This window comes from Laspinema sp. D2d, assembly GCF_025370755.1.
GTDB lineage: Bacteria > Cyanobacteriota > Cyanobacteriia > Cyanobacteriales > Laspinemataceae > Laspinema.
The window spans coordinates 73,112-87,599 of record NZ_JAMXFC010000027.1 but is presented as its reverse complement, the minus strand read 5'-3'; the positions used below and the strand labels follow the sequence as shown (position 1 = coordinate 87,599).

Annotated in this window: 12 protein-coding genes and 1 pseudogene; 4 read left to right on the top strand and 9 right to left on the bottom strand. The window is 47.9% G+C overall.

The window, feature by feature from the left end; all coding sequences use genetic code 11:
* A pseudogene (locus tag NG796_RS17910) lies at positions 1–673 on the top strand (transposase); the annotation flags it as partial.
* A 233-nt stretch (positions 674–906) separates the two neighbouring features.
* On the opposite strand, the gene NG796_RS17905 reads toward NG796_RS17910, so the two are convergent.
* Both NG796_RS17905 and NG796_RS17900 read right to left on the bottom strand, forming a co-directional pair.
* Positions 907–1,092, bottom strand: coding sequence for a hypothetical protein (locus NG796_RS17905; protein WP_261208241.1), 186 nt, complete (start codon positions 1,090–1,092; stop codon positions 907–909).
* A gap of 182 nt (positions 1,093–1,274) precedes the next feature.
* A complete protein-coding gene (locus NG796_RS17900; RefSeq protein ID WP_261208240.1) occupies positions 1,275–1,742 on the bottom strand; it encodes a hypothetical protein in 468 nt (155 codons plus the stop codon).
* A gap of 913 nt (positions 1,743–2,655) precedes the next feature.
* Between NG796_RS17900 and NG796_RS17895 the strand changes: the two genes are divergently transcribed.
* Positions 2,656–3,033 (top strand): Mo-dependent nitrogenase C-terminal domain-containing protein, encoded by a 378-nt coding sequence (locus tag NG796_RS17895; protein WP_261208239.1) that lies wholly within the window; start codon positions 2,656–2,658, stop codon positions 3,031–3,033.
* 45 nt (positions 3,034–3,078) lie between these two features.
* Here NG796_RS17895 and NG796_RS17890 read toward each other — a convergent pair whose 3' ends face one another.
* From NG796_RS17890 to hetZ, 3 genes are all read right to left on the bottom strand, one after another.
* Entirely contained in the window at positions 3,079–5,367 is a 2,289-nt protein-coding gene (locus tag NG796_RS17890; RefSeq protein WP_261208238.1) for a DUF3488 and DUF4129 domain-containing transglutaminase family protein, read from the bottom strand.
* Between the two features lie 86 nt (positions 5,368–5,453).
* Positions 5,454–6,599 (bottom strand): hypothetical protein, encoded by a 1,146-nt coding sequence (locus tag NG796_RS17885; protein ID WP_261208237.1) that lies wholly within the window; start codon positions 6,597–6,599, stop codon positions 5,454–5,456.
* A gap of 11 nt (positions 6,600–6,610) precedes the next feature.
* Complete coding sequence (gene hetZ / locus NG796_RS17880; protein WP_261208243.1) at positions 6,611–7,780, bottom strand: heterocyst differentiation protein HetZ; 1,170 nt, start codon at positions 7,778–7,780, stop codon at positions 6,611–6,613.
* Between the two features lie 92 nt (positions 7,781–7,872).
* Between hetZ and NG796_RS17875 the strand changes: the two genes are divergently transcribed.
* Together NG796_RS17875 and NG796_RS17870 are read left to right on the top strand one after the other, a co-directional pair.
* Complete coding sequence (locus tag NG796_RS17875; RefSeq protein ID WP_261208236.1) at positions 7,873–8,367, top strand: hypothetical protein; 495 nt, start codon at positions 7,873–7,875, stop codon at positions 8,365–8,367.
* A gap of 429 nt (positions 8,368–8,796) precedes the next feature.
* The gene (locus NG796_RS17870; RefSeq protein WP_261208235.1) at positions 8,797–8,940 is read left to right on the top strand and encodes a hypothetical protein; all 144 of its coding nucleotides are present in this window, start codon (positions 8,797–8,799) and stop codon (positions 8,938–8,940) included.
* Here the strand turns inward: NG796_RS17870 and sds are convergent.
* The 4 genes from sds to NG796_RS17850 form a co-directional block, all read right to left on the bottom strand.
* Positions 8,923–9,894 (bottom strand): solanesyl diphosphate synthase, encoded by a 972-nt coding sequence (gene sds, locus NG796_RS17865; protein ID WP_261208234.1) that lies wholly within the window; start codon positions 9,892–9,894, stop codon positions 8,923–8,925. The genes NG796_RS17870 and sds overlap by 18 nt on opposite strands.
* A gap of 929 nt (positions 9,895–10,823) precedes the next feature.
* Positions 10,824–11,057, bottom strand: coding sequence for a hypothetical protein (locus NG796_RS17860; RefSeq protein ID WP_261208233.1), 234 nt, complete (start codon positions 11,055–11,057; stop codon positions 10,824–10,826).
* Between the two features lie 96 nt (positions 11,058–11,153).
* The gene (gene murI / locus NG796_RS17855; protein ID WP_261208242.1) at positions 11,154–11,960 is read right to left on the bottom strand and encodes a glutamate racemase; all 807 of its coding nucleotides are present in this window, start codon (positions 11,958–11,960) and stop codon (positions 11,154–11,156) included.
* Between the two features lie 261 nt (positions 11,961–12,221).
* Positions 12,222–13,991 (bottom strand): N-acetylmuramoyl-L-alanine amidase, encoded by a 1,770-nt coding sequence (locus NG796_RS17850; protein WP_317619323.1) that lies wholly within the window; start codon positions 13,989–13,991, stop codon positions 12,222–12,224.
* Between the last annotated feature and the right edge of the window lie 497 nt (positions 13,992–14,488).

The following is a 14,488-nucleotide window of genomic DNA, read 5'->3' as shown; positions in this document are numbered from 1 at the left end:
TCAAAAAAGAATCGACCATCGGATTGTCAGTTTAACACAACCTCATGTCCGTCCAATCGTCCGAGGTAAATCAGGAAGTCCTACGGAATTCGGGGCCAAATTATCAGTCAGTTGTGTAGAAGGATATGTATTGCTCGAAAAAATTAGTTGGGAAAATTATAATGAAAGTGGAGATTTTATTAGTCAAGTAGAGGCGTACAAAGAATTGACGGGATTTTACCCGGAATCGGTTCACGCTGATAAAATTTATCGCACCCGAGTCAATCGAGCTTGGTGTAAAGAAAAAGAAATTAGGCTGAGTGGTCCTCCATTAGGGAGACCGCGAACCTAAGTCAGCCTTCAAGATAAAAAACAAGCGCAAGAAGACGAGCGTATTCGCAACGAAATTGAAGGGAAATTTGGACAGGGTAAAAGAAGATTCAGTCTGAATCGAGTCATGTCTAAACTATCTAAGACTTCGGAAACCTCCATTAATCTTACGTTTTTAGTCCTCAATCTGGTCAAACTGCTCAGGCAGTTTTACTGTCTTTTTTTGTGTCAATTTTTCCAAAATATTATAATTTTATGCCGAAGCATTAATTTTAGCTATGAATTAAAGAATCGAAGTAAAGCCATGTTTATTGGTACAGTCAGAGGAGCCTCTTGTTCATTTGCCACCCCCTGCTTTTTATAACTTTTTCAGCAAACCCTAAATAAGTGACGGTTGGAAGAAAGTCTATCCATCGGTTGCCCTAATTTTGATGGACTCTCTAAAAAAAAGACGCGATTAACGAAATTTGTTAATCGCGTTTTTACAAACTCTAAGTTCTGGATAAATTCAGCCTTTTACCAATATCGAACTGAAATTCCCAGGCTTTTAAATCCTCCTGCATTGATGCCGTGAATTTTTCTTGAGTAAATAAAAACTTACGGATTTTTTTCATCCATTAGCCCCACCTGAGACCACAGGAGATTGACCATCAGCGCTTTAGCAATGGCATTCAGTTCTTCCACTGATTCTGACTCGTCTGGCCCTAAGTTTGATTCCGGATACCTAGGAGAAGAGGATTTATCGTCTGGGTTATCAACTTTGGGTGAATCTTCTGGGTTCATGCTGATTTTACCTTCGAGGATCAATTCGGATATCTGTTCTTACTATAAATCTATTTGTTGCTCTCAAAGGCGATCGTCGTCTAACCCGAATGTGAAGATTATCCCTGGGAGATTGCGATCGCGATCGCAATCTCCCAGGGATAGACAAAACCCGGAAAATTTACCGGACATATGACCCATTTTTATCTAAACAGAGTTAATTCTACCTGCCAGTTTTTTTGCTCAAACTGCTTACGAGAATAAGGAAATTCTTCCCCACCTTCTAACTTAATAATATAGTTCTGAAGCTCGGGTATATTTTCTACCACCAGAGGAAACTTACAGGTCATTTTAGAAAAACCAGCTTGTAGAGGTTGTGGGGTCCCTACGCCTAACACTCCCGTAGCGATGGACTGGCGATCGCTATTTTGAATGAACACTTTCGTCCCGGGATGGAGATATCTTTCTTGACTCTGAATGCAGGGGTCTCCGGGTTCCGTAAATAGGATCTCTACATAACCCGTTAATTTTCCAGCTTGTGACTGGATTGAGTCTCCTGGATTCATCACATTTTTGGGACCCGGTGTAGCAAGAGGCATGAACCCAACTAAAAGCCCCCCGACTGCAAAAACTCCCACTGTTCGTAAAATCGACAAGTTAACCGTTTTCATAAAGTTTGTCTTAAGGTTAATAAACCGATGCCTTGATTGGGACTTTTTTGAGAAATCTAATCAGCCCCTAAAGGCATCACAGGGCTTTGGGCTGACTGGCAAATAGTGCCAGAACTCTAGGTTTTATTTTCCCAGCCTTCCGTGAATTTTTTCATCATTCTTAGGGGGGATTTTATAAAGGTTGTCGGCTATTCCTCTCTATCCGGATATCTTTCATCCTGATTGTTTCAAAGGGTTGTTATTTTAGGTCGAATGACAGTCTGTAAATTTCATAAATATCAGGCTATGTTTTGAATTAAATCAAGATAGCTTACCTCCATTTACCACTCTTGTTAGAGAGAGTCATCAAAAAACAAAGTATTTTTTTGTCAAAATTAAAGGATAGAGACAATAAGGGGTTTAAATTGTTGTTCTATAGAACGCTTTTCAATTCTTGTGACCCAATTGGCTAAATTTGCTCCTTCCCTGCTTGATCGAGCATTCAATTCCGGAAGACTTCCTGTATAGGGTCCCGTATGCTTGAGTCAAACTTAGGGCAATTTCAAAATTTTATGCTAAAAATAAGCACTTTGGGACTTGAGAGAGATTCAGTTTTTAGGGCTTATTCCCGATTTAGACTAGCCCAGGAAGTTAGCCTAGAGCAAAAAAGCTTAAATTAGAGCGATCGCGATCGCAACCCAAGGGTGATAGGGATTATTCATTCGGGTGATAGGAGTCCATTCCATTTTCACAGAAACTGGAGAAGATTTAAAGAATAGAACCTAAAGTCTGCATTCGACCGTCCGCTTGGGAAACCTAAACCTCTTGCGGATCAGTCAATAGATTGAGAGCCATCCGGGTTGACCCCATAAGAGGCTGTAATGTCCATGCAAGTGCTGACTTAGCACCCGCTCGTAACAACAGAGGAAACCAGATGAATGTATTAGATTATACCATACAGCATCTAATTCGCATCACTTGGATAGAGCTTTCTAACAAAGCGACCCAACAAAGCGATCAATCTAAGGTTCCCATGCCTCCACACTGGCAATTTTTCCAGCCATTAGGCCCACTCAAACAGTGGCTCGATCGCCTAGAAGTTCGCGATCGCCAAATGGCCCATAGCTTGTGCAAATTGATTCCCGCCCAATGTCCATTTGAACGGGATATCAAAGTCTGTGGTCGCGTCTTATTTCACATTCCGCCCCTGTGTAAACTTAACCCCTTTTATGAGCAGTTTGTAGGGCTGCGCTTTCGAGCATTATGCTATTTAGCGGATGAATGTGGTGAGGACGTCACGGTTTATTGTTAAACAAAATCCGGGTTTTTGTCCTCACGGATCTCAACCTAATCCGTCCTACTTTCGCCGAAGTTGCGATCGCTTTTTCAACTCTTCCAAGCGTTGCTGAAGAAGAGGAAGATTTGGTTCACTGCCGCCATACCGCCAACTCACATAAGCGTGAGAAATTTCATCGACTGCAGATGCGTCAGTTTGGGGTTGATGTTGGTGCAACTCTCTCGCATACTCGAATGGAGTTTGTGCCGGATGTTTGCGATATCCTTGCTGTCCTAACGTATCCAGCATTTGCTGATACAGTCGTGCCACTGGGGGCATTTTTGCTAAGAACCGACGATAACGCCACTGTCGGAAACCGTTCCAAGCTAACCAGGCTAGAAATGCTAAACCCGTCAGTAAGATTGCCCCGGCAAATAGGCCCACCCAGCCTCCAGTGAATAGTCGCAATAGCCAGACAACGCTACCCACCAGCCAACCGCCGAGAATAGAAAATACGGCTTGCAAAAATCCCGTCACCGGAGAAGGCAGCCACCCGGCAACCCACCGCCACAACATCCGCAACACGCTAAAGGGCTGATATTCTTGAATGGATGGGGGAATAATTTCATGCCCGGGAATTGGATCAAAGGCAAACCACCCATGTTCGGGAAAATATACCTCCGTCATGGCATAGGCATCGGTATTGCGAACCACATAAAGTCCGGTAAAGGGATTAAACTCTCCCGGTGCAAACCCTACGACTAACCGGGAGGGAATTCCAATGGAACGCAACATCACGGTATAGACAGTGGAAAAGTGGTCCGGATAGCCTCCCTGTTGCTGGAACAGAAACGTCTCAACCAAATCATCCTCGGGTCCTAAAAAAGGCAGACCAAAGGGGTCGTTGGGAATGCTGTAGTTTTGTTTGAGATATTGAGCCAGGTAGAGGGCTTTTTCGTAGGGGGAGGGTAAAGGATTGGGTGCGCCTGCTAAAATTTTCTCCGTATGTTGGCGCACGCGATCGCTGATTTCTGGAGGGACTTGCAAGTAATAATTGCGAATCGCCTTAGAATAGGTTGTGGGGGCTTGAGAAAGGGCAGTGCGATCGCGGTACGGAACTTCTGAAATCACGGTGTAAGTTAGTCCTTCCACCAAACCCAAGGGCGATCGCAGACTGCCTTCCGTATCGAACGTCACCTGTTCCGTGGGAAAATAAAGTGCTTTCGGCTCATACAGGGCCGGAATAATATTCGGTAAATCTGAAACTGCCGTATAACTTTGAACGATCTCCTCAGTTCTCCCGAGTCGGGTCCGGTCGATGGGAACCTGAAATTGATAGGACCAACTGGGACGGCGCAGGGTGGTTGCCTCTTCATTGCGACCGATTTCCCAGCCTTTGCCGGTATAGCGGTCAAACGCCAAGACGCGCCAAAATCCCTCAGTTTGCGATCGCACCCGCATCACGACTTTGGGTTTCATTTCGCCCCGGAGATTTTGGTTCATCCGGTTATTGAAGCCATAATAAAAAGTCTCATCAATCTCTCCGGGCCCATCGGTGCCATCTCCCCCAGTCCCGTCTCCTTCGCCGTTGCCATAGCCCGGATTGACAATTTGACGGCCATCTAAATCTCCGGGAATTTCAATGGGAGAACTCACGGGAAAGGTCTGTAATTGATAGCCAGGAAAGCGCGGCATGACGGCAAAAATGACCAGTCCAATCGCCAGAACCAGCGCAAACAGGAGACCGTAAAAACTCAGTTGGGAATAGTCGATTTTCTTTTTTTTCCGGGGTCCAGTGGGACGTTTCTCCGGTTTCAGTCCCAGGCGCGATCGATAATCCAAGACCAACGTCGGCAAGGCGATCGCCAAAAAGATTAATAATAACGGGGCAAAGGCTAAAGTTTGGCTAACGGTTCCCGCTACCCCCAACAGGATCAATCCGATGACCATCGAATAGCCCAAATCTGAGCGCCGGGGGAGGTCAAAACTATGGAGAATCTGAACTTGAATCAAGAGTTCAGCCAGAACCACACGGGTATCGTTGAGTGCCTCAATTAAGCGCCCAAAAAACGCACCGAGGGACACAAGCATCCCAATTGCAAGCAAAAATTTAAGGGCAATATTGCGATCGCGGCGGCGATACCAACTCCAGGTGGCTCCCAGAATGCTCAAGGGGACTGCCCAAAGGCTCATCGTCGTCCCTGCCGCCACATCCGTTGCAATAATCCCGACGACTACAAGGGCCTGCACCAGCACCCGCAGGATCAACGAGTCCTCTGGAGTCGGAGGTTTGCTTGACTCGATTTGCTGTCGGATCCTGCGCCAGATGGGAATAAGGGACAGATGCCGAATCCCTGACGAGTTAAACATAGTGATGAAGGATAAAAGAGCGAAAGAGTGTCTTTATTCCTTCCTAATTTACTCTATAGAACGGATGAATGCTGCCGTTACCCGTTCTAGGACAGACGCACCACAAAGGTCAGGGCGTTATGGTATTCGTTATGAAAACGCACTTCTAATAGATAAGAGCAGTCCGGGCGGGGTTCAAACAGTTCAACGTGCAAACATCCGGCATTGGGACGAGAGGTGGTAGATTGAGCCTCACCCCCGCGTATTTGTAAGGTTCCACCAGAGGGGAGTTCACCCCGAACTCGGAGGCAGCCTAGGGATTGAGTAGGTTTAGAGGCGTCGTGAATCGGTTTCCCCACACATTCCACGCGAATGCTCAACATACCGGCACTGGTGAGCCATTGTCGTTCGACGGGTCCTCCCGAGGCACTGACACTTAAGGTCAAGGTCCCCATAATTTCTCGGGCAGCCAGTAAGCAGAGAACCATTTGCTGATCCGTGCTGGCTCCTTCGTAGGTGGGGGGAAAATCGACGGTTCCACTGGCTAGGGGATTGAGCGCCTCGGCACTCGATCCACGGGTTGGAGACATCGCCAGGGCCCATCCTGCTAACTGATGTAGTTGAGGACGGCGATCGGGAAATAATCCTTCTACGGCACGGACTAATTTAGCGCCATCTTGCAAAGAAGATTGGATCAGAACTCGACATTCTTCTAAAAGTTGGGTGAGGACAGTCGCTGGGAGAGTAACGGGCAAACTCAACAAAGGCAACTGGGTCAACCAATCAAAAGCCGGAACTTTTTTCTCTTCCGGAAAATCTAAATAGTCAGGTTCGTAATCCAACAGTTCATTTTCCCAGGGAAATAGGGGGGGATGATGTTGAATTTCAGTTTCCAGTCGGCGTTTCACAAGTGTGTAAAAACGATCTTGCACGGCAGGTATCTCTCCTGGTTTAAGTGGTTGCTCTCCTTTGAGACTCACTGCCTCGTCCAGTTCGGTAAACCCTGCTTCCGATTCACCCTCCAGTGAAGGCGATCGCTCGATTGATTCCAATGATTCAGAATCGAGAGGGTCTAAGTTATTCTGATCTAAACGGTTGGTGAAGTCTGGTCCCGGAGGTGTTTCCGGACTGGTTAGCTCTTCCATTTGCGGCCTCGGGTCTGGCTGAGAGAGTTGAAACAGCCACCCGAGAATTCGCTCTTGAATAGCCTCTGAGTTGGCAAGATTTTGAAAAACTTGCTCGTCCCTATCCATGTCTTACCCCCCTATTCATCTGTAGATGCATTATTTCCGGAATCACGCTCGTTGCGAAGATGCCATGCGGCTTCTAGTAGTCTAAACCACCGTTTCTGCACTTGGTTCACTGTACATTCTAAGAGTTTGGCAATGTCGGAATCTTTTGCGCCTTGTTGCTTTAATTGGAGTAATTTCCGTTGGGAAGCTTCTAGGCTGTCTTGAAATTGTTGCCACCGTTCCGGGGTTAACCCTAAGTTTCGCTCTAAATCGGCTTCTAACCATTCATGGACCAATTCCCAGCGGTGAGAGAGGGCAAATCGAATCAAATGATATTTAAAGCGCTGCTGTAAGTAATCCCGCTGTCGGGGAGTCACGCCTAAAATTTCTTCGATTTCATTGGTGGGTAAATCTTGCAATCGCAAAATAAAATAGTCTGCACAGTCATTTTGTCCCCTCTCTTGCAAGTAAGCCAACACTTCTTTAATGACGGTTTCGCGTAAGGAATCATCAGCAGGTTCTAGATCGCGATCAACCATCGCATTTCGCACTTGCTGCACTGAAGAGTCATTCCAGGTTTGGTCTGAATCTAGGGAAGACCCTTCGGCAGCCTGTTCCATATCGACGGTTGTTTCTGGCGGTTGCTGTTGGGAAAAGGTTTGTGCTCGCAAAATTAGCAGTTGTTGCGATCGCCCTCCCGATAGAGGAATCCGCCGTTTAGCATACCGTTCGGTAAATGCCATATATTCCGACAGTTCTAACAAGGTGGTTGGGGAAAAGGTCCCCTCCAGTTGTGCTTCCCGTCGAAATGCATTTAAGGATTCCACATAAAATCCTTGGAGAAAATCTTCGATCAAGTTCAAGCGAGCTTGATAACTCGACTGGATTTGAGGCGGCGTGATGTAGCGATAAACCATCGCACTGAGGGTACTGTGTAATTCAACTCTCCCCCCTCGCGCCCCAAAATTATAATAAAATAGACATTGTTGTAAGCGATGTCGCGATAAAGTAACTCTCCACTTTTCTTCTTCTCCTGATGCTTTAATTCTTTGACTTTCTTGGCAAATCCGGTTAACTTCTGCCGCAATGCGATCGGCGACTTCCCGGCATTTTTGGTCAGAAGAACGGGTATTTTGCTGGAGTTCTGTAAATAGAAGTTGAAAAATATCTTCTTCCACGCGCCCCTCGATTTTTCCCATCATGGTGGTTTTGTTAAGTATCAACCCCCTAGTTCCAGCTAGGGATGACTACAGCTAAACTTAAATGGATGATAGAAAGCTCGACCTATTTAACAATGAATTTAGATCGACAAGTTCAGCTTCTGATTGACAATGCACCCCAAGATGGTCAAACTCCTGGTATCGTGGCTGCGATCGCGCCAGCGTTGAAGCAACTGGCTTTACAATTGCGCCATTCCCAGTATTATATCCTGCAAACTCTTAATCAACGTTGGATGGTGACGGCGTTACGCAATCGCGCTCAACCGGATCTTGAGAAACAGGTAATTTATGCTTTTCCTTCAGTTAAAGACGCCAGCAATGGTGCTTATGCTCCCAAGGATTCACAAGCAGTTGCTGTGCCGGTCCCGGTCATTCATATTTTATTTCAGATGGTGGCAATTGATACCCTCGATAGTGTGGTTTTTTTTGAAAAATCAGGAGATGTTTCCGCCGGTACGGAGGTCCGCCGTCAGGACCTTCAAGCCCTGATACAGGCGCAGTTACAACAACATCTGCAACTCCAGTCTAATCCGCTGAAATCTCGCCCGGTCCCGCCGGATCTGGCCTAATTCTGATCCGGGGGGGAGTCCCGGTGTGGTCAGGTTAGCCCTTTTGGAGGCACTCTCCCCTGAACAGTCTGGAGCAGTAGCGACAGAGCAAAGGGTTAGTCTGGCGGACCAGAATGGTCAGGAGAATTGGATTGGCCCTCGGTCGGGTTTTCTTTCGGTTTAGCACTCTAATTAACCCGGCAACCGCTTTGTTCAATCGGTTGTCGGGTGAATATTTCCATCCCATCGATGGATCTATTCCAGAAAAACGCTCCGGGTTCATTCGGTCAAGGGCCTAAGCACTTGACCTGGGCTGGTAAACTTCCTGTTTTGTTTCTGGGTTTCGGTACCACTGCCGTAGCAGAGCTTCCGAAATAGCGGCGGGAAATTGAGCAACTTTAAATGGCGATCGCAATTTCCTTTAAAAAGGGTTAAGCGCGATCGCGCCCGTTGAAGATTAGAGCCATCGAGTGCGATCGCCTCAGAACCCTCAACACCCTCAACGGACTATTAACGGTTCATGTTCGGTGCGATTGCGCTACCACTGGATCCAACCGACCGGCTGAACGCTCATTGCTAATACAAGCGACTTAGGACATAATCCGCTAAATTTACCAAGGCTTGATGACATTCCCCCGGGGGCAGCCCCTCTAAGTGCTTGACCGCATCCCGCGCATGGAAAGCCGCCAGTTCTCTAGCGCGAGGGATACCATTTGAGTCTTTAATCAAGGCGATCGCCTCGGCTAAATCCTCCTCTTCAGCAAACTCCCGCTCAATTAAAACCTCTAAATAGGGTTTCTCTTCCAACGCATATAACGTCGGTGCCGTCAGATTGCCGCTGCTGAGGTCCGAACCTGCATTTTTTCCCAAAACATCTGTCGAACCCGTGAAATCTAAGATATCATCCACAATTTGAAACGCGAGACCAATCTGGCGTCCATATTGATAGAAGTTTTCGGCTAACTCTTCATCTACCTCACTTAATATACCCGCCGCTTTAGAACTGTTGGCAATTAAGGAGGCGGTTTTATAGTAGCTTTTTTCTAGGTAAGCTTCAATCCCTAAACTGCTATCAAATCGATTCAGCCCTTGCTGAATCTCTCCCTCGGCTAGATTCATAATCACTTCCGAGAGCAATTTGACGACTTCTAGGTTATCTAAATTGGCTAAATACCAGCTCGATTGAGCAAACAGGAAATCCCCAGCTAACACCGCGACACGATTGCCAAATCGACTATGAACCGTCGGCACTCCTCGGCGGAGTTCCGATTCGTCCACAACATCATCATGGACTAAGCTGGCGGTGTGGATCATTTCCGTGATTTCTGCTAATCGGCGATGACGAGGGGTGATATCTCCATCGGGTGCCAGGGCCCGCGAGAGCAACAGCACGATTGCTGGCCTCATCCGTTTTCCCTTGGCCCCAAAAAGGTACTCCGCCGCAGCGAACAAAATGGGGTGACGGGCACCAACTAGCTGTTTCAGGTTCTCGGTTAACAACCGCAGGTCTGCTTCAACCGGGGAAAATAGGGAGGTGGTTGAGGTCATGGATAGGCCGACTCAGACGTAAAGTTACGAAATTTTACATCTATTCTAAGCGAAGCCTCTCCTGATCCGACACTTTTCTCATAAAAATATCCTGAAAAGCTCATCGGACCGATGTCTTGGCCTATTTTTAAAGAATTGTTAAATAAAGTTGCGAAAACCCTGGAAAACTTAACCTGCTTGTGTTAGGGTAGAAAGTAAGAATTTAAAGATTCCATCCATAGGTGTAGCAACGCTACCTAATATGGTTTGCCTCCAAAAATAGTGTTCAAGTAACAGATTGTTAACTAGGTGACTGATCTAAAGATTCAGAACTTCTCCTAGGTCACTTGGCGCTTGGGATGTAGACTAGATGATTGGATGAGAAAAAAACCCAGAGTGGGTTACGTTGAGTAAACCCAAGGCGGGTGGCTTTCAGTCTGGATTTTCTTTGATGATCGCTTCTTGTATTTTGTTCGCTCCCAAGCAGCTTGTTGCTTTGGGAAAGCAAGGAGTAGCCAGAAACCTGAAAAACCTAGAGTGGGTTTTTTCGGTCACCGCAAGACCGATGGTATTGGTTTTGGCATTCACCACTCCCATTTACACTGTTTCATGGGCTCGGGATCCCTGGGATCTATTGAAAACCCAGAACGATAGAGATCTTTTGGAAGGGATGTATTTCCAGCTTTGAAGGTTACAGATGTAACGGGAAGGGTTCGGGGAAGTCTCTACAGGTCCTCAAGATTAAGAAAGGGGTTTTCAGCGAGCCACTATATTGGGTCCTCTAAGGGCCATGCCAGTATTTTGAAGCCAATGGTGCTTGAAAGTGCTGACAAAATTTCTATGACTATTTTCCTTGACGACTCCTGCGCTTTCATTTCTGGCCGTACTATGACTTACACTGATATGCCTCTGATTATTCCCGTTCTGGCAACAGGTTATTTGTTAACCATCTATTTGCTCTTGAGTTTGGCAGGGCGACACGCCAAAGGTTCCAGTTCGAGACCTTGACAGACTGTTCCTGTGGGATTCAGATGCAGGAACAATATTCCAGTAGCAGAGCGATCGCCCTCAAGCGGAGTGGCGATCGCTCTACTACTCCAGTGATGACTCAGAAATTCTCTTTCCCTTAAAATCACTCGCCCTGGGGCGATCGCCTCATTGAGACCCCAGAACCTAAGAGCCATAACCCCAAACTTGATAAACTAAAGACGGCCCAAACCCCATTTGTATCGGACAACAGGCCGCCTGAATACTCAGCGCAGTTTGGCACAGCCTGTTAATCAAGGTTCCACCGGCAAAGGTTGACCTTCTAACACAGGTAAACATACCTTTTCTACCACTGGAGTACATCCCAGTAAGTGTACCGCCCGTTGAGCAAACTCTTGAGCACAACCACTCACCGTAAATCGAGTCGGGAGTGCCGGACGAGTTTCTCTTAGCCCTAACATCTCCAACTCCCGGGCCGCTGCTGCCACCACATGAACAGCCGGATCTACCAACTGGACCGAACTCGGCAAAATACTCTTGAAAACTGGCGCTAAAAGGGGATAGTGAGTGCAGCCATAAACCAACGTATCGATTTGCTGCTCTTGTAGAGGGGCTAAATATTCCCGGGCCACCTCCATCGTATAAGGGTCATTAATCAAGTTGCCTTCAATTAAAGGGACGAACTCCGGACAACCCACTTGCCAAACCCGCGACTCTGGACTCATTTCTTGAATCGCACGGCGATAGGCATTACTTGCCGCTGTTGCCGGGGTCGCAATCACCCCAATGCGGCGACCTTGATTGACCGCTGCCCGAGCACCGGGTAAAATTACCCCCAACATGGGTACTGGAAACTCCGCTTGCACCATTTCCAGGGCCAGAGCGGAACTGGTATTACAGGCCATAATGACCATTTTGACATTCTCTGTCATCATCCAGTAGAGAATCTCGCGCACAAATTGGACAATTTCTGCTTGAGAGCGGGTGCCATAAGGAAGACGAGCGGTATCCCCAAAATAAAGAATGGATTCCTGGGGTAGCTGGCGGTAGAGTTCTCGCAAGACAGTCAGGCCCCCCAGACCACTATCAAAAACCCCTATTCTAGGGCGTTGGTTGTTGCCATTAGTCTCGGAGGTATAGGGGGGGGAACCCGCACTGGCACTGGATAGATAGTCAGAAGAGCCAGTATTACGGACAAACCCATCGCTTTGTCCTGGACAATCGTCATGCAAGGGACGCAGGTCAGACTCAAAAAAGTTAGACACGGGTGGTTGATTTGCGAGAAGTGTATGGGTTAAAAATCAGCACTTAGCAGCCAAAATTCGGGAATTTTTCAGAAATATTTCCGATCAAGAGGCGGACTAAGGATTTTGCAGGTATTGTAGAACACCCTGGGCGATCGCCTGGGCTAATTGGGTCCGGTAGGCAGCATTTGCCAGTCGAGGGGCATCTTCTGCACCCGTGACAAACCCGACTTCCAGTAATACCGCAGGCATGGAGGTATGGCGCAAGACATAGAATCTCGATTGCCGTACCCGGCGATCGCGAGCGCCCGTCCCTTGTACAAGGCTGTTATGAAGGGTTTGGGCCAAACGCTGACCACTGGCATAATAATAAGTCTCGATACCATTCACATCCGGACGACTCATATCAATCGCATTGGCGTGAATGCTGACAAAAATATCTGCATTGACCCGGTTAGCCAGTTGAACCCGAGGCGCTAAATCGATTTCCCGGTCATCCTGACGAGTCATGACAACTTGGACGCCATTTTGTTCTAAAAGTCTAGCGACCTGTTGGGAAATGTCCATAACGACTCCCTTTTCTTGGAGTCCGCCAATGCCAACGGCACCAGGGTCCCCGCCGCCATGTCCCGGATCGATGACAACAACTCGTCTGCCATCGCGCGATCGCATCGGCGAGGGCGTGGGATAACTCATCGGTCCTGGTGCGGTGGGAATTGAGGTACTGGAATTAGGACCGGCGGCGACGTTACCGGGACGTTGTAAGCTAACCGAGAGCAATTGGGGACTGGGTTGGGTTAGAGGTCCAATCCGCACTCCAGCTGCGGGTTGTACCAGAATTGCCACAGTTTGGGGGTCTTCTTGCTGCAACTTCACCCATAAAAAAGCACCCCGATTCGTAGACTGGGGAGGTTGGACCCCATTGCCTAACTGGGCCGAAGGAATCACAATGCGATAGGCTCCGGAAGCGCGGTCCCATTCGCTGGTGTAGGTGAAGGGTTGATTGGATTTGATTAAAAGTTGGGACCCATCTTGTTGCAGTTCAATGCCTTCAATGGTGACTTGGCGATCGCTACTGGGATTCTGGGCCATTGCCACAGACCCGGACCCGACTCGGGAACCTTGAGGACCGGGTAAAACCACCACGCCACCCAAGTTGCTGGCGGTGACCTGCCAATCCGAGTTAGTATCCGATAAGACGAACGTCACGCGCACTCCCGGAGTTGACCCGTCTAGGGGTCGGACACTCATGCGAGCGACACCGTGGCGATCGAGCAATTGGTCTCGGGACCCCATATTGGGGGAAATGGTGGCCCCGGGGATATCTACATATAAGGAGCGATCGCTACTCCGCTCCATTTTGACTTGCGGCTGCCCTCCTCGGGTCCGGATAAAAAATCCATCCGGCGTCACCTGAACATTTTCAATTTGAACTCCACTGCTGGATTGAGTCGGTAGGGCCGCAGATCCACTCGATGCCGCCCCAATTCGTTGGGGTGTGGGTAAGTCAACCGTCCATTCCGTGGGAGAGAGTCCCCGGAACTGCACCTGTTGCGGATCTAGGGTATAACCAGGGCTTAATTCAATCACTAATCGAGTAATGTCTGACTCAAACTGTCCTACCCGAATGGACTCAAATCCTGAACTGCCCACGGGCTGAGTTACGGCCTGTCGATCCAGGGTAGTCCCGGGCAAATCAATCACCAGGCGTGTGGGATTGGCAATTAATTGCGCTTTGGGTTGAACCCCCCCGGCAGTGGTAAAGTGCAGTCGGTTTTGAGCCGTATCAAAACGCCAATATTCGAGTCGGGCAGCTTGCGCGGGAGCGGATAGTAGCAACACGGCAGTTGCCGTTGGGAGTAGCCAAGAAAATATTTGCGGTTTCACCCAATTTCTCATAATGAAAATGTTTTGTTTGCGGATAGTACAGCCATAGCGGTTAACAGGGGCTTGAATGGCTCCGTTGCCATCAGCACCCTCCCACGGTTTATAAGCCTTAGTTTATTAACATAATCTTAAGACTGGCTTGAACGATATCATGTTCTCATCGGGAAAGGTGGAAGTTTTGTCCCCATCAAGCGTAACCTACCCTTTTCTCTGATTTTTATTTAAAAAGCCTCTGTAAGGGACCAGTGCAGGCTCAAGCTGGGCAGTTGTTGAGGGAGGCTATACCCCAGTTCACATTTTTCTTCCTGAGTCAGTCCGGTATTGACCGGGTTAGAATCCTCACTACATCTCCTGAGTAAGTTATTATATCTAGCGAACTGGGAGATGCAAACCATTCTCATCGGTTTAAAGAATTCCTCGGGTGGCGTAGGTCTCGATTTGTTTTCAAAAACAGGCCACTCTTGGAGTGGAGATGCCCTACTTGGAATTGAACCCCT

Bases quoted from the DNA above. Each gene is read 5' to 3' on its own strand.
- NG796_RS17905 (WP_261208241.1), bottom strand. From the start codon at position 1,092: ATGAACCCAGAAGATTCACCCAAAGTTGATAACCCAGACGATAAATCC.
- NG796_RS17900 (WP_261208240.1), bottom strand. From the start codon at position 1,742: ATGAAAACGGTTAACTTGTCGATTTTACGAACAGTGGGAGTTTTTGCA.
- NG796_RS17895 (WP_261208239.1), top strand. From the start codon at position 2,656: ATGAATGTATTAGATTATACCATACAGCATCTAATTCGCATCACTTGG.
- NG796_RS17890 (WP_261208238.1), bottom strand. From the start codon at position 5,367: ATGTTTAACTCGTCAGGGATTCGGCATCTGTCCCTTATTCCCATCTGG.
- NG796_RS17885 (WP_261208237.1), bottom strand. From the start codon at position 6,599: ATGGATAGGGACGAGCAAGTTTTTCAAAATCTTGCCAACTCAGAGGCT.
- hetZ (WP_261208243.1), bottom strand. From the start codon at position 7,780: ATGATGGGAAAAATCGAGGGGCGCGTGGAAGAAGATATTTTTCAACTT.
- NG796_RS17875 (WP_261208236.1), top strand. From the start codon at position 7,873: ATGAATTTAGATCGACAAGTTCAGCTTCTGATTGACAATGCACCCCAA.
- sds (WP_261208234.1), bottom strand. From the start codon at position 9,894: ATGACCTCAACCACCTCCCTATTTTCCCCGGTTGAAGCAGACCTGCGG.
- NG796_RS17860 (WP_261208233.1), bottom strand. From the start codon at position 11,057: ATGGCTCTTAGGTTCTGGGGTCTCAATGAGGCGATCGCCCCAGGGCGA.